This is a genomic window from Streptomyces sp. NPDC021100, from assembly GCF_044333095.1.
Lineage (GTDB): Bacteria > Actinomycetota > Actinomycetes > Streptomycetales > Streptomycetaceae > Streptomyces.
Genome location: NZ_JBIRQH010000007.1, coordinates 85020 through 105089, shown reverse-complemented (window position 1 = coordinate 105089; position 20070 = coordinate 85020). Strand labels below are relative to the sequence as shown.

21 protein-coding genes are annotated in these 20070 nt (G+C 73.5%); 10 read left to right on the top strand and 11 right to left on the bottom strand.

Annotated elements, in window-relative coordinates:
- Positions 1 to 65 precede the first annotated feature (65 nt).
- From ACH4PU_RS15875 to ACH4PU_RS15865, 3 genes are all read right to left on the bottom strand, one after another.
- The gene (locus tag ACH4PU_RS15875) at positions 66 to 1559 is read right to left on the bottom strand and encodes an amino acid permease (protein ID WP_398271761.1); all 1494 of its coding nucleotides are present in this window, start codon (positions 1557 to 1559) and stop codon (positions 66 to 68) included.
- Between the two features lie 157 nt (positions 1560 to 1716).
- The gene (locus tag ACH4PU_RS15870; protein WP_398271760.1) at positions 1717 to 2037 is read right to left on the bottom strand and encodes a DMT family transporter; all 321 of its coding nucleotides are present in this window, start codon (positions 2035 to 2037) and stop codon (positions 1717 to 1719) included.
- Between the two features lie 53 nt (positions 2038 to 2090).
- Complete coding sequence (locus ACH4PU_RS15865) at positions 2091 to 2501, bottom strand: DMT family transporter (protein ID WP_398271759.1); 411 nt, start codon at positions 2499 to 2501, stop codon at positions 2091 to 2093.
- 82 nt (positions 2502 to 2583) lie between these two features.
- Here ACH4PU_RS15865 and ACH4PU_RS15860 point away from each other — a divergent pair, with 82 nt between their 5' ends.
- The 4 genes from ACH4PU_RS15860 (at position 2584) to ACH4PU_RS15845 (ending at position 5119) form a co-directional block, all read left to right on the top strand.
- Positions 2584 to 3210, top strand: coding sequence for a MarR family winged helix-turn-helix transcriptional regulator (locus tag ACH4PU_RS15860; protein WP_398271758.1), 627 nt, complete (start codon positions 2584 to 2586; stop codon positions 3208 to 3210).
- Positions 3211 to 3287: 77 nt separating this feature from the next.
- Complete coding sequence (locus ACH4PU_RS15855) at positions 3288 to 3626, top strand: deoxyxylulose-5-phosphate synthase (RefSeq protein WP_398271757.1); 339 nt, start codon at positions 3288 to 3290, stop codon at positions 3624 to 3626.
- A 229-nt stretch (positions 3627 to 3855) separates the two neighbouring features.
- A complete protein-coding gene (locus ACH4PU_RS15850; RefSeq protein WP_398271756.1) occupies positions 3856 to 4737 on the top strand; it encodes a putative protein N(5)-glutamine methyltransferase in 882 nt (293 codons plus the stop codon).
- A gap of 58 nt (positions 4738 to 4795) precedes the next feature.
- Positions 4796 to 5119: a cupin domain-containing protein gene (locus tag ACH4PU_RS15845; RefSeq protein WP_398271754.1), complete on the top strand. Its 324-nt coding sequence runs from the start codon at positions 4796 to 4798 to the stop codon at positions 5117 to 5119.
- Positions 5120 to 5189: 70 nt separating this feature from the next.
- Here ACH4PU_RS15845 and ACH4PU_RS15840 read toward each other — a convergent pair whose 3' ends face one another.
- Complete coding sequence (locus ACH4PU_RS15840) at positions 5190 to 6206, bottom strand: winged helix-turn-helix domain-containing protein (RefSeq protein ID WP_398271752.1); 1017 nt, start codon at positions 6204 to 6206, stop codon at positions 5190 to 5192.
- A gap of 507 nt (positions 6207 to 6713) precedes the next feature.
- On the opposite strand from ACH4PU_RS15840, the gene ACH4PU_RS15835 reads away from it, so the two are divergent.
- A complete protein-coding gene (locus ACH4PU_RS15835) occupies positions 6714 to 7406 on the top strand; it encodes a hypothetical protein (RefSeq protein WP_398271750.1) in 693 nt (230 codons plus the stop codon).
- 57 nt (positions 7407 to 7463) lie between these two features.
- On the opposite strand, the gene ACH4PU_RS15830 is transcribed toward ACH4PU_RS15835, so the two are convergent.
- Positions 7464 to 8138, bottom strand: coding sequence for an ArsR/SmtB family transcription factor (locus ACH4PU_RS15830; RefSeq protein WP_398271748.1), 675 nt, complete (start codon positions 8136 to 8138; stop codon positions 7464 to 7466).
- A gap of 64 nt (positions 8139 to 8202) precedes the next feature.
- On the opposite strand from ACH4PU_RS15830, the gene ACH4PU_RS15825 reads away from it, so the two are divergent.
- A complete protein-coding gene (locus ACH4PU_RS15825; protein WP_398271746.1) occupies positions 8203 to 9891 on the top strand; it encodes an isocitrate lyase/phosphoenolpyruvate mutase family protein in 1689 nt (562 codons plus the stop codon).
- 65 nt (positions 9892 to 9956) lie between these two features.
- Complete coding sequence (locus ACH4PU_RS15820; protein ID WP_398271744.1) at positions 9957 to 10934, top strand: aldo/keto reductase; 978 nt, start codon at positions 9957 to 9959, stop codon at positions 10932 to 10934.
- Between the two features lie 342 nt (positions 10935 to 11276).
- Here ACH4PU_RS15820 and thpR read toward each other — a convergent pair whose 3' ends face one another.
- On the bottom strand, positions 11277 to 11840 hold the full coding sequence (thpR, locus tag ACH4PU_RS15815; RefSeq protein ID WP_398271742.1) for an RNA 2',3'-cyclic phosphodiesterase: 564 nt from the start codon (positions 11838 to 11840) through the stop codon (positions 11277 to 11279).
- Between thpR and ACH4PU_RS15810 the strand changes: the two genes are divergently transcribed.
- Entirely contained in the window at positions 11839 to 12393 is a 555-nt protein-coding gene (locus ACH4PU_RS15810; protein ID WP_398271740.1) for a GNAT family N-acetyltransferase, read from the top strand. The genes thpR and ACH4PU_RS15810 overlap by 2 nt on opposite strands.
- 36 nt (positions 12394 to 12429) lie before the next feature.
- Here ACH4PU_RS15810 and ACH4PU_RS15805 read toward each other — a convergent pair whose 3' ends face one another.
- The 3 genes from ACH4PU_RS15805 to ACH4PU_RS15795 form a co-directional block, all read right to left on the bottom strand.
- Positions 12430 to 13815 (bottom strand): MFS transporter, encoded by a 1386-nt coding sequence (locus ACH4PU_RS15805; RefSeq protein ID WP_398271738.1) that lies wholly within the window; start codon positions 13813 to 13815, stop codon positions 12430 to 12432.
- A gap of 25 nt (positions 13816 to 13840) precedes the next feature.
- Positions 13841 to 14344: a MarR family winged helix-turn-helix transcriptional regulator gene (locus ACH4PU_RS15800; protein ID WP_398271736.1), complete on the bottom strand. Its 504-nt coding sequence runs from the start codon at positions 14342 to 14344 to the stop codon at positions 13841 to 13843.
- A 233-nt stretch (positions 14345 to 14577) separates the two neighbouring features.
- On the bottom strand, positions 14578 to 16044 hold the full coding sequence (locus ACH4PU_RS15795) for an NCS2 family permease (protein ID WP_398272154.1): 1467 nt from the start codon (positions 16042 to 16044) through the stop codon (positions 14578 to 14580).
- 223 nt (positions 16045 to 16267) lie between these two features.
- Here ACH4PU_RS15795 and ACH4PU_RS15790 point away from each other — a divergent pair, with 223 nt between their 5' ends.
- Together ACH4PU_RS15790 and ACH4PU_RS15785 are read left to right on the top strand one after the other, a co-directional pair.
- Complete coding sequence (locus tag ACH4PU_RS15790) at positions 16268 to 16570, top strand: DUF2530 domain-containing protein (RefSeq protein WP_398271734.1); 303 nt, start codon at positions 16268 to 16270, stop codon at positions 16568 to 16570.
- Between the two features lie 20 nt (positions 16571 to 16590).
- Positions 16591 to 19041, top strand: a complete 2451-nt coding sequence (locus tag ACH4PU_RS15785; protein WP_398271732.1) for an HAD-IC family P-type ATPase — start codon at positions 16591 to 16593, stop codon at positions 19039 to 19041.
- A 113-nt stretch (positions 19042 to 19154) separates the two neighbouring features.
- Here ACH4PU_RS15785 and ACH4PU_RS15780 read toward each other — a convergent pair whose 3' ends face one another.
- Positions 19155 to 19346 (bottom strand): DUF1059 domain-containing protein, encoded by a 192-nt coding sequence (locus ACH4PU_RS15780; protein ID WP_185941468.1) that lies wholly within the window; start codon positions 19344 to 19346, stop codon positions 19155 to 19157.
- 68 nt (positions 19347 to 19414) lie between these two features.
- On the bottom strand, positions 19415 to 20017 hold the full coding sequence (locus ACH4PU_RS15775; protein WP_398271730.1) for a TetR/AcrR family transcriptional regulator: 603 nt from the start codon (positions 20015 to 20017) through the stop codon (positions 19415 to 19417).
- Positions 20018 to 20070 lie beyond the last annotated feature (53 nt).

Below are 20070 nucleotides of genomic sequence, written 5' to 3'. Positions count from 1 at the left end.
CGACAACGCCGTGCGCCATGGCACGGATGCCGGGGCGCCCTCCGGTCCCCCCGTCAGGCTCCCCGTCAGGCCTGGGCCGGTGTCCCCCGCCGCCGCAGGACCGCCCAGCCCAGGAGCAGCAGGACGACCCAGACGCCCATCACGTACAAGGCGATCCGGGTGTCCGCGCTCCAGGCGATGAGAACGGTCACGAACGCGAAGAAGGCCAGCGCCAGGATGTTGGTGTAGGGCGCGCCGGGGAGGCGGTACGGGGAGGGTTCCGCCGCTCCCCTCGCCACCGCGCGGCGGTAGCGGAGGTGGGTGACGAGGATGACGCTCCAGACGAGGATGGCGCCGCCCGTCGAGACGGAGGTGATGTAGGCGAACGCGTGCTCCGGGTCGAGGGCGTTGATGAGGACGCCGAGTCCCATGACGACCGCCGACACCCAGAGGGCGGGGGCGGGGACGCCGCGGCCGGTGAGCCGGGAGAGGGCCTTGGGGGCGTGGCCGTTGACGGAGGCGGTGCGCAGCATGCGGGCCGTCGAGTAGAGGCCGCCCGCGTTGCAGGAGGACAGCGCGGAGGTGAGCACGATGAAGTTGACGATGCCCGCCGCGGCCGGGATGCCGATCTTGGCGAAGGCGGCGACGAAGGGGCTGACGCCCGGGCTGAACTCGGCCCAGCTGACGACGGAGAGGATGACGACGAGGGTGCCGATGTAGAAGAGGCCGAAGCGCACCGGGAGGCTGTTGATGGCCCGGGGGATGTTCTTCTGCGGGTCCTCCGCCTCGCCGGCGGTGACGCCGACGAGTTCGACGCCGAGGTAGGCGAAGAGGACGATCTGGAGCGTCATCAGCGAGTCGTGGATGCCGTGCGGCGCGATGCCGCCGTCCTTCCACAGGTGGGTCACCGAGGCGGTGTCACCGACGTCGCCGAAACCGACCACCAGAACGGCGACGCCGACGAGGATCATGGCGACGATGGCCACGACCTTGACGAGCGCGAACCAGAACTCCAGCTCGCCGAACGCCTTCACCGAGATCATGTTCACGGCCAGCAGCACCACCAGCGACACCAGGGCCGTCTGCCACTGGGCCACGCCCGGAAACCAGTACTTGACGTACTGCCCGGCCGCCGTGATCTCGGCCATGCCGGTGGTGACCCACATGATCCAGTAGGTCCAGGCGGTCGCGTACCCCCAGAACGGGCCGAGGAACTCCCGGGCGTACTCGGCGAAGCTGCCGGACACCGGGCGGTGGGTGAGGAGTTCGCCGAGCGCGCGCATCACCAGGAACAGGACGGCGCCGGCCGCCGCGTACCAGATGATCAGGCTCGGTCCGGCCTGGGATATGGCCGTTCCGGCGCCCAGGAACAGGCCCGTGCCGATGGTGCCGCCGATGGCGATCATCTGGATCTGCCGGGTGCCGAGTCCGCGCTGGTAACCCTCGGCGGTCGCGGCCCCGTCGGCCCCTCCCCCGTGCCCGGCCGGCCCGGCCTGCTCCGCGATCCCCGCGCTCCCCTTGCCGGGAACGGCGTCCAGGGGCTCGGCGGGCGTCGTCCCGCCCGTTGTCGGTGGCTGCATGCAACAGAACCCTTCTCGATCCGTGCCGACGAGCCGTGCCGCCTCTTCGGCACGGAGCTCGGTTCCGCGACCCTAGGTACGCTTTTCGGCCATCGACAAGTGTTTTCGAGATCTTCATACAGCACAGGGGCGCAGGTCACACCCCGTACGCCGGGGCTCAGGCGCCGGCCGCCAGCTTGAGCGTGACGGCCCCGGCGATGATCGCGGCGAAGGAGAGCAGCTTCGGCAGCGTGATCTTCTCCTTGTAGAGGACGGCGCCGAAGACGACGGTGCCGATGGAGCCGATGCCCGTCCAGATCGTGTAGCCGACGCCCACGTCGAGGGTCCTGAGCGCCTGGCTGAGGGTGAAGATGCCGCCGGCGGCGGCGAGGAGGGTGAAGACGGACGGCCAGAGCCGGGTGAAGCCCTTGGTGGCGTTGGTGCCCAGCGCGAAGGCGATCTCGAAGACGATGGCGACGGCGAGGTAGACCCAGGCCATGACGGCGCTCCTTTACAGGGGGGCAAGAGGGGTGGTGGTGAGGGGCGGACGGTTCAGGCGGAGGCGGGGGTGCGACGCCGGCCGGCGGACGCGTCCTCGCCGCCCGCGTCCGCTTCGTCGCCCGCGCCCGCTTCCCCGGCGCCGCCGAACCCGTCGGCGAGCTTGAGTCCGAGCACCCCGCCGATGATCAGGACGAAGGCGAGCACCTTCCAGGCGTTGACCGGCTCGTCGAAGATCACCGAGCCGAGGACGACCGTGCCGACGGACCCGATGCCCGTCCAGACGGTGTAGCCCACGCCGACGTCGAGCGTCCGGAGCGCCAGGCTCAGGAAGAAGATGCCGCCCGCGGCGGCCCCGGCGGTCAGCAGCGAGGGCCCCAACCGGGTGAAGCCTTCGGTGGCGTTGGTGGCGAGGGCGAAGACGACCTCGAAGACGGACGCGATGAGCAGGTAGATCCAGGCCATGGTTCCGGCTCCTCCGGGCGTTGGCGGATGACTGACGCGCGTAGTTGCATGTACGTGCATGCTTTTGGGGACAGGAAGAAGCATGCACGTGCAAGTAATCTTGTGTCAACGCCGCCCGGCCACCGCCCCCGCCATCACCACCGTCACCGCCGCCACCCCTCCGGAGCCGCAGATGCCCGCACCGACCGCCAAGCCCGCCGAGTCCGCAGAGCCCGCCCAGCCTTCCGGATCCGCCGAGCCTTCCGAGTCCGCCCGCCCGACGGACCCCGCACCACCCCCCGCGCCCTCGGCGGACGTCCGGATGTGGCACCGCTTCCTCGCTCTCCACGCCCACGTCGAGCACCGGCTGAGCACCGCGCTCCAGCGCCACCACGGCCTCGGCCTCTCCGAGTACCGGGCGCTGGGTTTCCTGGCCGCCGCACCCCGGAGCGAACTCCGCATGCAGGAACTGGCCGACCGGCTGGGGCTCAACCAGAGCTCCGTGACCCGCCTGGTCGGCCGGCTGAACGCGGCCGGCTTCACATACCGCGACGTCTGCCCGGACGACAAGCGCGGCGTCTACACCGTCATCGAGGACGCCGGCCGCACACGGCACGCCGCCGCCACCGCCACGTACGAGGCCACCCTCACCGCCGCGCTGGAGGAGGCGGCCGAGAACGACAGCGGCGCGGGGGCGACGGTCGCGGCCCTGCGGAGCAGCCTGGGCTGACCTCCACCGGTACCCCCACATCCCCCGGACACGAAAGCGTTCGCCCCTGCCGCGCGACCCCGCCTACCCTTCTCGCCATGCCTCCCGCGAAGACCTCACACGTCTGCCTCCCCTGCCGGTCCTCCTTCAAGTTGGCGCGGCTCGGGCCGGGGGAGCCGGCGCGGCGCTGTCCGGGCTGCGCGGAGCCGATGACCGAGGCGGGGGCCGCGTTCCAGCCGCCGCGCCGCCGGGACGCGGCGGGCTGGCGGACCCTCTCCGTCCTCCTGAACGCGGGCATCCGCTTCCACACGGACTGCTGCGACGAGGGCCCCGGCTACCGTCCGCGGACCCTCTTCGAGGTCCGCGAGCGCATGACGTACGCCCGCCGGACCGGCGAGCCCTTCGCGCGGGCGCTCGTCCGGCGCGAACTGCCGTGAACGGACCGGCGGACGAGGGCGTTCCGGCCTCCGGGCAGGGCGCTCGGCCCCGACCGGTCACCGGACGGCGGGTCAGGTACAGTGACGCCGACCAGGACCGCGTACGACCCGAGGAGGTGGGACCGATCACCGCAGTGGCAGGTCGGGTGCTCCCCCTCCGGAAGAGTGCGGTCGCCGCGTAGGCGACACGGCGTACGGGAGTGCCCTTCTGATTCCCCGGAAGGCTCTCATGTCGACACCATCCTCTCTTTCCCCCCTTCCCTCCCTTTCCTCGACCGTCACCAGGCTGCGGGCCGCGGGATGCGTCTTCGCCGAGGAGGAAGCCGAGTTGCTCCACTCCGCGGCGAACTCGGACACGGCCCTCGAGGCCCTCGTGGAGCGGCGCGTCTCCGGCGTCCCCCTGGAACACGTTGTGGGCTGGGCCGAGTTCGCCGGGCTGCGCGTCGCCGTGGGCCCCGGGGTCTTCGTCCCCCGCCGCCGTACCGAGTTCCTGGTCGAGCAGGCCGTCGCGGCGGCCCGTCCCGGCGCGGTCGTCCTCGACCTGTGCTGCGGCTCCGGCGCGGTGGGCGCGGCGGTGGCCGCGGCCCTGGGCACCATCGAACTGCACGCCGCCGACGTCGAACCGGCCGCCGTCCACTACGCCCGGCGCAACCTCGGACCGGCGGCCAGGGTGTACGAGGGCGACCTCTACGCCCCGCTTCCCGCGCGCCTCCGGGGCCGGGTGGACGTCCTGGTGGCCAACGCCCCGTACGTCCCCACCGGCGAGATCCCCCTGCTGCCCCCCGAGGCGCGCGACCACGAACCCCTGGTGACGCTGGACGGCGGTGCGGACGGCCTAGACGTGCAGCGCCGCGTGGCCGCGGAGGCGGTCCGGTGGCTGGCGCCGGGCGGCCGGCTGCTGATGGAGACGAGCGAGCGGCAGGCGGTGCGGTCGATGGCCCTGTTCGCCGGCGTGGGACTGGTGCCGCGCCTGGCGGTCTGCGACGAACGGGATGCCACGGTCGTCGTCGGGACCCGGCCGGGGCGTGGCGGCGTCCGCCCCTCGTCCCGGTCTTTGCCGAACGGTCGACCCACCGACGGTCCGGTGCGCATACGCTCCCGTCATCCCTGATCACCACGGCGGCGGCCGGCGTGTCCACACCTGCCGGCCGCGGAGGAGACGTGTGCCCATGTGTGCGACGAGAGCGACGAGTTCGACCGATGTGACCGGAATGTCCGCCCGGCTGCCCGAAGCCTGGAGTTCGGTGGTCGTCGGGCGGGTGGAGGCCGCGCAGATCAAAGTGCTGCGGATGGACGGGCGTCCGGTGCCGGAAGAGCGGCATGAGACGGCCGAGGCGCTGCTCGTCCTCGACGGCCTGCTCCGGCTGGCCGTCGGCGGGCGCCCGGTGGACGTCGGGCCGGGTGCGCTGTACACGGTCCCGGCGGGCACTCCGCACGCGGTGCTGCCGGGGAGCCACGGCACGCTGGTGATCGTCGAGCGGGCGGCGGACTGACCCGACGCCCTTACCCGGCGCGCCCGTTCACCTCAGCCCGCTCACCCCGGCCCGTTTACCCCGGCGCCGTTCACCCCGGCCCGTTCTCCAGCAGCGCCCGGCCCAGCGGCGTCAGCGTGTGCCGCACCGACGGGCCGGCGCGGCGCGTCGTGATGAGGCCCGCCGTCCGCAGCACGGTGGCGTGTTCGCTGGCGGAGGCCGGGGAGACGCCGGCGGACCGGGCGAGTTCCGCGGTGCTGCCGCCGGTCGCGGCGGCGGCGAGGACGCGGGCCCGGGTGCGGCCCATCAGGGCCTCCAGGTGCGCGAGTTCGCCGGGCCGCCTGGTGCCGGCGGGCGGTGTGAGGACGGAGAGGTGGGCGGCCGGTTCGCGGGCGATCGGGTAGCGGATCTCCAGCGGCGCGTCGGGGTCGGCGCTGTCCAGGCGGAGCACCGGCGCGGTGAGGAAGAAGGTGGGGGTGAGCAGCACGCCCCGGCCACCGAGGCTCAGGTCGATGTCGAGCGTGCAGGGGGCGTGCAGGACCGGCGACTCCCAGCGCAGGGTGGGGTGGAGGTCGGCGAGCAGCCGCTCGACGCCGTGGTCGGCGAGGACGCGGGCGCGATGGGTCCGGTCCGCGTGGGCGGCGGCGGCGAGCTGGGGCCAGTAGGGCGCGATGGCGGCGTCGTAGTAGGCGCGGAAGCCGCGGTCGACGAGCCGGGCGGCCTCGCGGTCGCCGGTGTGCAGGTCGCCGATCCAGCGGGGGACGGCGGACCGCCACTCCTCGGTGACGGCCAGGTCGGCCGTCCAGATCCGGCGCGGCATGCTCCAGGTGGCCCGGAGGCTGTCCTCCAGCGAGGCCGAGCCCCGGACCCGGATGAACGCCTCGGGCACGTACTCGTCCAGGCCCGCCGGCGCCAGCTCCAGCAGCGGCCGGACGGCCGCGGTCAGCCGCCGCAGCGACCGCTCCCGCCAGCCGTCGAACGCGGTCGCGCCCAGGCCGGGGCTCTGCAGCAGCGGCAGGCTGAACGTGGCCTCCGCGAGCGGGTCGGGTACCGGCGTGACGCGGACCCGGGCGAGGTCCTCCGCCTCGAAGTGCAGACGCAGGGTCATGGCCGACCTCCTTCCGGTCGCTGCGCGGGAAACACGGGCACGAGCGGGCCCTTCGGCCGTCCCGCGGCTGGACGCACGACCGCCCCATAGCGGAACGCAGGGAACGCATGGGAACGCATGGGTACGTACGGGACGAAGGGGCTCGTTCGTCCGCTTATGTTAAGCGCGCCCGGACGCGCCCCTCCGGCCCCCCGCCCCTTCCGGTATTCGGCCAGGACCGAAGGGCTTTGCGGGCGCGGTCCCGCCTGTCCCACACTCCCCGGGCGGGCCGCCTCCACATCGGCCCGGGCGCCGCCGACGCGGCGCGGTCCAGGTGGCCCTGCCGACTCTTGGGGGGACGGCGGGGTTCGCTGGGGGGCATGCCTGGACGAAGCGGAAGGGCACCGTCCCGCGTGGGGGCGGGGCGGCGCCCTCCCCTTTCCCGGGTGCCCTCAGGGCGGTGCGGTACGCGCCCCCGCGTGTGAAACGTGCTGTCGGCGGCGTCGGGGCGCACAGTACGTTCCCCGCATGGTGATTCCTCCGCCTCCCGGCCGTACGTCCTCTTCCGGCGCTTCCGCTTCCGATTCCGCCGCCTCCGCCTCCGCATCCGCCGATGACCTGGCCCTCGTCGTACGGCTCGCGTCGGACACCCTCCGGCAGGCCGAACCGGCCGCCTGGGACCGCCCGGCGGGCGGCCTGGAGTGGACGTGCTGGGAGACCGTCGAGCACCTGAGTGACGATTTCTTCGCCTACGCCGCCCAGTTGGGCCCGCGGCGGCCCCCGCAGGACGGCGAGGTCCCGTTCGTATGGGAGAGCCGGCGTCCGGGCGGGCCGGCGAACGTCGTCCACGCGGACCGCGCGGCGGGCCCCGACGGACTCCTCCAGGTGCTGGAGGCGTGCGGCGCGCTGCTGGTCACCGTGGTCCGGACGACGCCCCCGGACGTCCGGGCGCACCACGTCTTCGGCGCGTCCGACCCGGCCGGCTTCGCCGCCATGGGCACCGTCGAGGCGCTCCTGCACACCCACGACCTCGCGGCCGGCCTCGGCCTGGCCTGGGACCCGCCCGCCGACGTGTGCGCCCGCGTACGCGCCCGGCTGTTCCCCGACGCGCCGGCGGACACCGACCCGTGGGCCACCCTACTGTGGGCCACCGGCCGCGGCGAGCTCCCGGGCCGGGAACGGGTCACGCGGTGGCGGTGGGACGGGCGGCCGCGGGAGTGACAGCGGGCGGCGCCGCCGCCTGTGACATCCAGGGTGGCCCGCGGACGCCGGGGCGGCCTACGCGTCCACCCCCAACAGCTCGCGGAACGCCTCCGCCCCGTCCGGCGTGACCTTCACCGCCCGTCCGGATCCGACGCGGCGTACCCAGGCGCGGTCGAGCGCCGTGGCGCAGAGGGCGGCGCCCAGGGCACCGGCGAGGTGGTGGCGGCGTTCGGTCCAGTCGAGGCAGCTCCGTACCAGGGGGCGGCGGTTGCCCGCGGGGTGTTCGAAGGCGAGGGCGTCGACCAGCCAGGCACGGCCCGCCGGGGTGACGGCGAGTCCGGCGTCGGCGGTCACCAGGCCCCGGGCGAGCATCGCGTCGGCCAGGGCCACGCCCAGCCGGCCGGCCAGGTGGTCGTAACAGGTACGGGCCCGGGCCTCGGCGCCGAGCCGGACGGACGCGCGCAGGCCGTCCGGACGCGGCGTGCCGGGCGCGTACGAGGCGAGGGCCTCGATCAGCCCGGCCGCCTCCGGGCCCGCCAGCCTGACGTACCGGTGCCGCCCTTGGCGTTCCTCGGTCAGCAGGCCGCCCTCGACGAGGCGGGAGAGCTGTTCGCTGGCGGTGGACGGCCGCACCCCCGCGTGGCGGGCCAGCTCGCCCGCCGTCCAGGCTCGGCCGTCGAGCAGGGCCTGGCAGAAGGCGGCCCGGGTCCGGTCGGCGAGCAGCGCCGCGGTCTCGGCGAGAGGTGACATGACGCCATCATGGCGCGGGAACGGTTCGGCGGGCGCCGAAACGTTCCGGCCGTAGCGTCGGGGCATGACGACGCACACGCACGTCCTCGACTCTTCCGCCGACATCCGGGCCGCCCTCGCCGACCCCGCCCTCGTGCCCGAACGCCCGGCCGGCGCCCCGGGCGCCGCCGGGGCGAGCGTCGCGTGGCTGCGGGCCACCGTGGCCCGCTTCTCCTCCGGCGAGACGCACCGCCGGCGGCGTGCCCTGGTGGAGGCGGAACTGGCCCGCGTGGACCCCGACGCCTTGCGGCGGGCGGTGGCGGAGGGGAGCGGAGGGGACGTGCGGGTTCGCGTGGTGCGCGCGCTGGCCGAGGCTCTGGGGATGCCGGAGCCTCGGCAGGTCGCCGACGACGTGGTCCTGGTGGCCGGGGTCTACTTCAGCGGGGAGGATCCGGCGGCGGATGAGGCGGTGGGGCGGCTGGTGGCGTTGCTGGGGGTGCCCCGGTCCCGCCCCTTCTCCCCCGGCTACCGCTGGGAGGTGCCCCCGGTTTCCTGCGGGGGCGAGCCCCCGCACGCCCGAAGCGCGCTGCGCGCGCTGTCCTCGAACGCCGGACGGGCTGAATGCAGCCCGGCGGAGGTGCCCCCTCTGGGGGAGGGGCCGGGGCACACTCCCGCCACGGAAGAGGTCGCCAACCGCATCGGCCTCCTCGTGCAAGCCTGCGCCACCGGCGCGCTGGTGGAGGCGGCGACCGGCAGCGAGAAACCGTTGGCGCACGTCATACGGGAGGACACACCCCTGCGCAGCATGCGGCGAGTGGCCACCCGCCCCACCCGCCTCGCCGGACGCGAAGTCGCCGCAGGCGACGTGGTCGTCCTGGACATCGCCGCCGCCCACCGCACCCACCCCGTACCGCTCACCTTCGGGGCGCGGCCCCGCCCGTGCCCCGGCCGGGCACACGCCCTCGCCCTGGCCGAGGGCCTGCTGGGGCGCCCGTCGACTCCCTTCGCCCGGCTGCACCACCGCGCCGCGCCGCTCCTGCTGCCGAACGCCTGGGACCACGCCTCCGCCGCCGCGCTCGCCGCGGAAGGGTTCCCGGCGGTCGGCACGACGAGCCTGGGCGTCGCCGCCGCGGCCGGGCTCCCGGACGGGGCCGCCGCCACCGCCGGGGAGACGCTCGCGCTGGCCCGCCGGCTCGGGCGCGGTCCGTTCCTCCTCAGCGTCGACGCCGAAGGCGGGTTCAGCGACGACCCGGAGGAGGTGGCCCGGCTGGCCCGGGAGCTTCGCGCGGCCGGAGCCGTCGGCATCAACCTGGAGGACGGCCGTCCGGACGGCACCCTCGCCCCCGCCGGCCTGCACGCCGCGAAGATCGCCGCCGTGAAGGCCGCCGTACCGGACCTGTTCGTGAACGCCCGCACCGACACCCACTGGCTCGGCGTCCGCCGGGAGGAGACGGCGGCACGCCTGGCGCGCTACGAACAGGCGGGCGCCGACGGCGTGTTCGTGCCGGGGCTCACGGACCCGGACGGCATCGCCGCCCTGGTCGCCGGTCTGCTCGTCCCGCTGAACGTCCTGCACGCACCGGACGGTCCCACCCTCGCCGAGCTCGCGGCCCTGGGCGTGCGCCGGGTGAGCCTCGGTTCGCTTCCCTACCGGACGGCCCTGGCGGCGGCCGTGGCCGTCGCGACCGCCGTACGCGACGGCCGGTCCGCGGACCGCCGCCTTCCGGCGCCCTCCTACGCGGAGGTGCAGACGCTGGCGGCTCCCGTGCGGTGATCACCGCCGCGCCCTCGAAAGAGTCACCCTTGATTCCCGCCCGGCCCAGGGCGTTGGCTGGGCGCATGGAGTACACGCAACTCGGGCGCACGGGACTCAGTGTCAGCAGGATCGTTCTCGGGACGATGAACTTCGGACCGCGGACCGACGAGGCCGACAGCCACGCGATCATGGACGCCGCCCTCACCGCGGGCGTCAACTTCTTCGACACGGCCAACACCTACGGTTCCCGCGACGACCGCGGCCGGACCGAGATCATCATCGGCGACTGGTTCGCCAAGGGCGGCGGCCGCCGGGACAAGGTGGTGCTGGCCACCAAGGGGTACGGCGCGACGGAACCGGGGGCCGAGGGAGAGTGGCCCAACCGGTCGCGGCTGTCGGCGCTGAACATCCGGCGGTCCGTGGAGGCCAGCCTCCGGCGGCTCCGCACCGACCACATCGACCTCTACCAGTTCCACCACGTGGACCGGGAGACGCCCTGGGAGGAGATCTGGCAGGCGGTCGACGTCCTGGTCCAGCAGGGCAAGATCCTCTACGCCGGTTCGTCCAACCACGCCGGCTGGCACATCGCCCAGGCCAACGAGACCGCCCGCAGGCTCGGCTCGTACGGGCTGGTCAGCGAGCAGTGCCTGTACAACCTGGTCGAGCGGCGGGCCGAGATGGAGGTCATCCCGGCGGCGCGGGCGTACGGGCTCGGGATCATCCCTTGGTCCCCCCTGGGCGGCGGGTTGCTGGGCGGGGCGATCCGCCGCGCGGCCGAGACGGGTCGTTCGGCGGAGGCGCTCGCGAACACGGCGGTGCGGGGCCGCATCCAGGCGTACGAGGACGCCGTCGACGCGCAGGGGCTCGTGCCCGGCGAGGTGGCCCTCGCGTGGCTTCTGACGCGGCCGGGGGTGACGGGGCCGATCGTGGGGCCGCGGACGGTGGAGCAGTTGGGCTCCGCCCTTAAGGCTGTGGAGCTGGAGTTGCCGGAGGAGCTCTTGGTCTCGCTCGACGAGATCTTTCCGGGGCCGGGGGAGACGCCGGAGGCTTTCGCCTGGTAGGCGGGGGCGCCTGCGGCGGGCTGTGCCCCGGTCCCGCCCCTTCGCCGATTCCTGGGGGCTGCGCCCCCAGACCCCCTTGTCCTCAAACGCCGGACGGGCTGATATTCAGCCCGTCCGGCGTTTGAGGACAGCGCCCGCAGGGTGCTTCGGGGGTGCGGGGGCGGAGCCCCCGCAAGAAACGGTGAAGGGTGGGACCGGGGCACAGCCCGCCGCAGGCGGAGATCAGCGCACAGCCGCCACCACGGCCACGATGACGAGCATCAGGGCAAGCGCCCCGGTCATGATCCGGTTTCTGGTCTTCGGGTCCACCTTGGAAGGGTAACGAACCCCCTCAGCACCCCCTCAGCACCCCAGCCCCCAGGACCGCACCGTCTCGTACCGTGGCCGCTCCCCCGGCACCCCCGAGCCGGGCAGCCGGCTGCGGACCAGTTCCAGCCGCTCGGCGGTCCAGGGCGAGCCCTGGAAGTCCCCGAGCGCTTCCGCGTACGGCCGGAGGGCGACGCCGCCGCCGGCGCGGGCGAGTGTGAGGTGGGCGTGGAAGGGGCGGGACTCGTCCACGGGGACGCCCGCGCGGCGGGCGGCCGCGCCGGTGGAGCGGGCGAGGGCGCGGAGGGTGGCGACGTCGCCGTCCGCGCCGGTCCACAGGACGCGGTCGCCGAACCGGCCGCCGCCCGCAAGCCGGAGCTCGTGCGCGGGGTGGCGGTGGGCCGCCCGGCCCAGGCGCTCGGTGAGGTCCGGCAGCACCGCCTCGTCCACCTCGCCCAGGAAGGCGAGGGTGAAGTGCCAGGTCGCGGGGTCGGCCCAGCGCAGCCGTCCGCTGTCGGAGAGGGCGTGCAACCCTGCCACGGCCGCGCCGAGTTGGGACAGGGCGGGCGGCGGGGGAATGACGGCGACAAAGAGGCGCATGCCGATCAGTGTCGCGCGGATGGAGATCACGCAGCGGGAAGACGACCGGCTGGTCATCAGGGAGGGCGGGGTCGAGGACCTCCCCGCGGTCCTCGCGATGCTCGGCAGTGCCGTCGCGTGGCTGACGGCCCGGGGCCGTCCGGGCCAGTGGGGCACCGAGCCGTTCTCGACGCGGCCGGCGAGCGTCGACAGGATCCGCGACAACCTGGCGTCGGCCACCGCCTGGATCGCCGAGTGCGACGGGATACCCGTCGGCACGCTGACGCCGGCTCCCCGGCCGTCCGAGTACGTCGAACCGGCCGGGGAACCGGAGGTGTTCATCCGCCTGCTCGTCACCGACCGCCGCCGCGCGGGCCGGGGCGTCGGCGCGGCGCTCCTCGCGCACGCGGTGCGGGAGACCCGGCGGCAGGGCGCGGACCTTCTCCGGGTGGACTGCTACGCGGGCGACGACGGGCGGCTGGTCGCGTACTACCGGGGCCAGGGGTTCGTCCCGGCGGAGACGTTCCGCGTGGGCGACTGGCCGGGGCAGGTGCTGGAGCGCCGGGTGGGGTGAGGCGGGGGCCCGCGTCCCCCGCGGCCTCACCTCACCTCACGCCGCCGTCGTCAGCGCCCCCGCCTCCTGCCGCTCCTCCGCCGGCGCCGGCGAGCGCGGCACGAAGCGCACGGGCCGGCGGCCGCGCCGCAGGTCGACCTGGAGCCGCAGGCCGGCGGCGCGGGCCAGGCCGAGGCCGATGCCGGCCGCCGCGAGGACGGAGATCACACCGCCGGCCGCGAAGCCGACGCGGGCGCCGTAGGCGTCGGTGATCCAGCCGACGAGGGGCGCGCCGATCGGGGTGCCGCCCATGAAGACCATCATGTAGAGGCTGAGCACCCGGCCGCGCATGGCGGGGGCGACGGCCAGCTGCACGCTGGAGTTGGCGGTGACGTTGATCGTCAGGCCGAACATCCCGATGGGCACCAGGAGCACGGCGAACAGCCAGAACGTGGGCGACAGGGCGGCGGCGACCTCCAGCAGTCCGAAGACGAGGGCCGCGCCGACCATGACGCGCCGCCGCGAGCTGCCGCGCCGGGCGGAGAGCAGGGCGCCGGCCAGGGAGCCGGCCGCCATCAGGGTGTTGAGCAGGCCGTAGGTGCCGGCTCCGGCGTGGTGGACGTCGTTGACGAACGCCGTGAGCCAGATGGGGAAGTTGTAGCCGAAGGTGCCGACGAAGCCGATGAGGATGATCGGCCAGAGCAGGTCGGGCTGCTCGCGGACGTGCCGCAGCCCTTCGCGGAGCTGGCCCTTGCCGCGCGGGGCGGTCTCGGCCTTGTGCAGCTCCCCGGTGCGCATCATCAGCAGACCGGCGATGGGGGCGATGTAGGAGAGCCCGTTGAAGAGGAAGGCGGCGCCGCTGCCGACGGCGGTGATCATGACACCGGCGACGGCGGGTCCGACGAGCCGCGCGGTCTGGAAGTTGGCGGAGTTGAGGCTGACGGCGTTGCCCAGGTCGGCGGGGCCGACCATCTCGTGGACGAACGCCTGCCGGGCGGGGTTGTCGACGACGGTGACGAGGCCGAGGGCCAGGGCGGTGAGGTAGACGTGCCACACCTGGACGTGGCCCGAGAGGGTGAGGGCCGCGAGTGCGAGGCCCGTCAGCCCGCTCGCCGCCTGGGTGACGAGGAGCAGGAGGCGCTTGGGGCACCGGTCGGCGATGACGCCGCCGTACAGACCGAGGAACAGCATCGGCAGGAACTGCAGGGCGGTGGTGATGCCCACCGCGGCGGAGGAACCCGTGAGGCCGAGGACCAGCCAGTCCTGGGCTATTCGCTGCATCCAGGTGCCGGTGTTCGACACGACCTGGCCGGCGGCGAAGAGCCGGTAGTTGCGGATCCTGAGTGAGCTGAACATGCCCCCCTTGCGGGTCAGGGGGGTGGTGCGTGCGTCGTCGTGGCGGTTCGGTGCGGGTGCGGAGTCTGCTCCGGGTCCCGTACTCAAAGTGGGTTCGCCTCCTTTGCTCGGGCTACAAGTGCGCGAGTTTCTCCAGTACCGGTGCGGCGGCGCGCAGCGTCGCCCACTCGTCCTCGTCCAGTCGCCCGGCCAGCTCGGCCAGCCAGGCGTTGCGCTTGCGCCGGCTCTCTTCGAGCATGGCCTCGGCCCGCTCGGTCTGTGTGACCACCTTCTGCCGGCGGTCCTCGGGGTGCGGTTCCAGCCTGACCAGGTCCTTGCTCTCCAGCAGCGCGACGATGCGGGTCATCGACGGCGGCTGGACGTGCTCCTTGCGGGCCAGCTCCCCCGGGGTGGCCGAACCGCACCGGGCCAGGGTGCCCAGGACGGACATCTCGGCCGGGCTGAGCGATTCGTCGACCCGCTGGTGCTTGAGCCTCCGGGACAGCCGCATGACACCCGAACGCAACGCGTCGACGGCGTCCGTGTCGGGGTCGGCGCCGCTGTCGGCGGCGGTGTCCGAGGGCTGCTGTGCGGGATCGGGGACCTCAGGGGAAGAGGTGCGGGACAGGTCCGGCATGTTCATTAGATTAACTCATTATTTCACCTAAGGAAAGTGTGCACGGACGGGCGCACGGGAGCGGCGGGGTCCCAGGGACGGGCCCCAAGGGGGAGCGCGCCGCCGAGCGCGCGCCCCACCTCCGCCCGCTTGACCACCGACGCGCCCGACGACGCGACGGCCGGAACGGCCGTCGTGCGGCTGTCCCGGCCGTCGTCGTGGCCGTGAGCGGGGGGCGACTACGTCACGCCGGGCTACTTCACGCCGAGCGCGCGCTCGATCGGGTCGAGCATGAAGTAGACGAGGAAGCAGGCGCCCACCACGTTGAGGAGCCAGGGAATCTCGCGGGCGCGGCGGTCGGCGACGCGGAGGAGGATGAAGGCGAGGACGCCGATGCCGATGCCGTTGGTGATGGAGTAGGTGAACGGCATCGAGACGATCGTCAGGAACGCGGGGATCGCGATCGTGAAGTCGCTCCAGTCGATCTCCTTGACGTTGGCCGCCATGATCAGGAAGCCGACGACGAGCAGGGCCGGGGTCGCGGCCTGGGAGGGGACGACGGTCGCCAGCGGGGTGAAGATCAGGGCGAGGAGGAAGAGGCCGCCGGTCATGAGGTTGGCGAGGCCGGTGCGGGCGCCCTCGCCGACGCCGGCGGTGGACTCGACGAAGCAGGTGTTGGCGGAGGCCGAGCCGAGGCCGCCGGCGGCGACGGCGACGCCGTCCACCATCAGGATCTTGCCCATGTTGGGCAGCTGGCCGTTCTCGTCGGTGAGCCCGGCCTCCTCGCCGACGCCGATGATCGTGCCCATCGCGTCGAAGAACCCGGACAGCAGCACGGTGAAGACGAACAGGCAGCCGGTGAGCAGGCCGACCTCGTGGAAGCCGCCGAAGAGGCTGATGTTGCCGACCAGGCCGAAGTCGGGGGTGGCGACGACGCTGTCGGGGATGCGGGGGACGCTGAGGCCCCAGTTGACGTCCGGGATCACGGCCAGTTCGTTGATCAGGATCGCCACGAAGGTCATCACGACGATGCCGATCAGGATCGCCCCGGGCGCCTTGCGGACGACCAGGATGAACGTCAGCGCCAGCCCGGCGGCAAAGACCAGCACCGGCCAGCCGTGCAGCTGGCCGCCCTGGCCGAGGCCCATCGGAACGGTGGTGTGGGCGGCGTCCGGGTTGCGGGTGACGAAGCCCGAGTCGACGAGCCCAATCAGCGAGATGAACAGGCCGATGCCGATGGCGATGGCGCGCCGGAGGCCGTTGGGGATGGCGTCCATGACGCGCTGCCGCAGGCCGGAGGCGACCAGGAGCATCAGCACCAGGCCGGCCAGGACGACCATGCCCATCGCGTCCGGCCAGCTCATCTTGGGGGCGAGCTGGAGCGAGACGACGGCGTTGATGCCGAGGCCGGCGGCGCAGGCGATGGGGACGTTGCCGATGGCGCCCATGAGGACGGTGCTGAGGCCGGCCATCAGCGCGGTGGCGGTGACCAGTTGGGCGTTGTCGAGCTGGTGCCCGAACTTGTCCTGGCCGGCCCCGAGGATGATCGGGTTCAGGATGATGATGTACGCCATCGCAAAGAACGTGGCGAGACCGCCGCGCAGTTCGCGGGCGACGGACGAGCCCCGCTCGCTGATCCGGAAGTAGCGGTCGAGCGGACCGCCGGACGGCGTCGGGGACGGCTGCTGGGCGTCGACCGGTGCGGTGGCCGAGGAGGGCATGCGGGACCTCAGACGTACGGGACGGGGGCCGAGGCCCACGGAGCGGTTGGCGGGGAGGGCGGGATCGGACACGGCTGGATGTTCATACAAAAGCAACCGATCAGATCCGACTCGTTTCAGTATGAATAAACAAGCCTCGAATTGCTATCTCCGCGCGTAGACCCCTATAGGCCCCGGGGATCCGGCCAAGATCGTCGGCTCCGGACGGACTAGGCTGGCGGCCATGACGAAGTGGACACCCAGGCACGAGGCGCCGGAGCCCCTGGAGGGCAATGTCGTCGCCACCATCACCGGCGGCACGATCGTGTGGTTCGTCCTCTTCGTCGTGCAGCTGCCCTTCTACGGCCGGCTCTCCGACGGCGGCCACCTGTGGTGGCTGTGGACCTGCCTGGCCGGCGGCGGGCTCGGCCTCGTCGGCGTCTGGTACGTACGGAAGCGGGACGCCGCGATCAAGCGGCACGCGGCGGCGCGGGAGAACGAGCGCAAGGCGGCCGAAAGCGTCCCTTCGGAAGGTGAAACGGGCTGAACGCCCGTACCGTCGGATGCATGAGCGATCCGGCGCAGACCGCGGGCGAGGCCGCGGAAGGGGCCACGGACGGGGCTACGGGCGGGGCCACGGACGGAGCCGCGCGCGACGCTCCCGGCCGGCCGTCGCCCCGGCACCCCGGGCTGACCGCCGCGGAGGTCGCCGAGCGCGTCTCCCGGGGCGAGGTCAACGACGTCCCGGTGCGCTCCTCCCGGTCCGTGGGGGAGATCGTCCGGGCCAACGTCTTCACCCGCTTCAACGCGATCATCGGCGTCCTCTTCCTGATCATCCTGGTCGTCGGCCCGCTCCAGGACGGCCTCTTCGGCTTCGTCATCGTCGCCAACACCGCGATCGGCATCCTCCAGGAGCTGCGCGCCAAGAAGACCCTCGACTCGCTCGCCGTCGTCGGCGAGTCCAAGCCCACCGTCCGCCGCGACGGCACGCCCGTCCCCCTCGCCACCGGCGAGATCGTCCTCGACGACGTGATCGAACTCGGGCCCGGCGACAAGTGCGTCGTCGACGGCGAGGTGCTGGAGAGCGACGGGCTGGAGATCGACGAATCGCTGCTGACCGGCGAGGCCGACCCGGTGCTGAAGAAGCCGGGCGACAAGATCATGTCGGGCTCGTTCGTGGTCGCGGGCGGCGGCGCGTTCGCCGCCACCAAGGTGGGCCGCGAGGCGTACGCGGCGCAGCTCGCCGAGGAGGCGTCCCGCTTCACCCTCGTCCACTCCGAGCTCCGCACGGGCATCAGCCAGATCCTCAAATACGTCACGTGGATGATGGTCCCCACCGCCGTCGGCCTGATCATCAGCCAGCTCGTGGTGCAGGACCACGACTGGCGGGAGGCGGTCCGGCGGATGATCGCCGGGATCGTGCCCATGGTCCCCGAGGGGCTGGTGCTGCTGACGTCCGTCGCCTTCGCGATCGGCGTCATCCGGCTCGGCAACAAGCAGTGCCTGGTTCAGGAGCTGCCCGCGATCGAGGGCCTCGCCCGCGTCGACGTCGTCTGCCTCGACAAGACCGGCACCCTCACCGAGGGCGGCATGGACGTCTCCGACCTCCGGCTGCTCGCCGACGCGGAGGAGGCGTACGTCCGCCGGGTGCTCGGCGCCCTCGGCGACTCCGACCCGCGCCCCAACGCCAGCCTCCAGGCGATCGTCGACGCCTACCCCGACGGCGAGGGCTGGCGCTGCGCCGAGGCGCTCCCGTTCTCCTCCGCCCGCAAGTACAGCGGCGCCGAACTCCACTCCCCCGACGGCGAGGTCGCCACCTGGCTGCTGGGCGCGCCCGACGTGCTCCTCCGGGAGGGCGACCGGGCGCTCGACGAGGTCGAGGAGCTCAACTCCCAGGGTCTGCGCGTCCTGCTGCTCGCCCGCGCCGGCCGCGACCTGGACGACCCGCGCGTCGCCGAGGACGTCAGCCCGGCCGCCCTCGTCGTCCTCGAACAGCGGCTGCGGCCCGACGCGGCCGACACCCTGCGCTACTTCGACGAGCAGAAGGTCGCCGCGAAGGTCATCTCCGGCGACAACGCGGTCTCCGTCGGCGCGGTCGCCGCCAAGCTCGGGCTGCCGCGCGCGGAGTCGCCCGTCGACGCGCGCAAGCTGCCCGCCGAGCGCGAGGACATGGGCAAGGCGCTCGACGAGGGGTCGGTTTTCGGCCGCGTCACACCGCAGCAGAAGCGGGACATGGTCGGGGCGCTCCAGGCGCGCGGGCACACCGTCGCGATGACCGGCGACGGCGTCAACGACGTGCTGGCCTTGAAGGACGCGGACATCGGCGTCGCCATGGGCGCCGGCTCGGAGGCCACGCGGGCCGTCGCCCAGATCGTGCTCCTCAACAACAGCTTCGCCTCACTGCCCTCGGTGGTCGCCGAGGGGCGCAGGGTCATCGGCAACATCACGCGGGTGGCCACGCTGTTCCTGACCAAAACCGTCTACTCGGTGCTGCTCGCCATCCTCGTCGTCTGCACCCGCGTCCCGTACCCGTTCCTGCCCCGGCACCTGACGCTGCTGTCCACCCTGACGATCGGCGTCCCCGCCTTCTTCCTGGCCCTGGCGCCCAACAAGGAGCGCGCCAAGCCGCACTTCGTCCGGCGCGTGATGCGCTACTCCGTCCCGGCCGGGCTGATCGCGGGCGTCGCGACCTTCGCCACCTACCTGCTGGCCCGCCACTACTACACGGGCGCCGGCTCCCTCGACGCGGAGACCAGCGCGGCGACGCTCACCCTGTTCCTCATCTCGATGTGGGTGCTGGCGATCATCGCCCGGCCGTACACGTGGTGGCGGGTGCTGCTGGTCGTCGCGATGGGGGTGGCGTTCCTGGTGGTCCTGGGGGTGCCGTGGCTGCAGCGGTTCTTCGCGCTGAAGCTGGTGGGGGCGACGCTGCCGTGGGCGGCGGTGGGCATCGCGGCGGTGGCGGCGGTGGTGCTGGAGGTGGCCTGGAGGTGGGTGGGGCGGCGGTTTCCGGCGTGAGCGGGAGTGACGCGCATGAGCGGGAGTGACGCGCATGAGCGACGCGCATGAGCGGGAGTGACGCGGCGGGCGACCGGGACCGGTGCCCGCCGCGCTGACGGTCGGCAGTGATCTCACGCGGACGGCTGCTCGTCCTCCAGGAAGTCCCGCAGCTTCTCGCGCAGCTCCGGTGTGTCCTCGTGCTGATGCACGGAGACGGCGTGCTCGGCCGCGGCCCGCAGGACCTCGTCCTCCTCGCCGGAGATGGTGAGCGTGCAGTGCGACTCGCTGGGGTACTTGCGGCAGTCCGCCACTTTCCTGGTCATCTCGGCCTCCCGGGTCCCGAACGCACCGGATCGGTACTTCCCAGCGTAGGACGCGGCCGAGGCACACCTCAGCCGCCGAGCACCCGCCGGACGTGCGCGGCCAGCGCCGCACGCAGCCGTTCCGGGTCCTGGCCGCACTCGCCGACGAGGTGCTCGACGAGGTCGGCGCGGACGGCCGCCAGCAGCGCGTGGGCGGTGAAGGACGCGTCGTCGCCGTCCCCGTCCCCGCCCGGCAGCCGGCGCAGCGCGTCCGTGAGCACGTCGTGCCACCACCCGTAGTGGCCCGCCGCGTAGGGGCTGCCGGCGCCCGCCTCCTCCAGCGCGAGGGCGAGGTGGCGGTGGTCCAGCTTGAACCGGAGCACGGCGTCGAGCAGGGCGGTGACGCGTTCGCGCGGCGGGGTGTCCGGACCGAGCGGCGGCGGGCCGGACTCCACCGCCTCCCGCAGGGAGCCGGTACGGGCCTCGACGACGGCCCTGATCAGGCCCGTGCGGTCGCCGAACCGCCGGAAGAGGGTGCCCTTGCCCACCCCCGCCGCCGCGGCGACGTCGTCCATCGAGACGCTCCGGGGGCTCTCGGAACGGGCGAAGAGGGCGTCGGCGGCGGCCAGGACGGCCTCGCGGTTGCGGACGGCGTCCGCGCGGGGGCTGCGTGGGGCCTCGCGTGCGGTCATGGGTCTCCCGGCTCCTGTCTCCGTGCCCGGGCACGGAACGCTTGCTAAGCGGA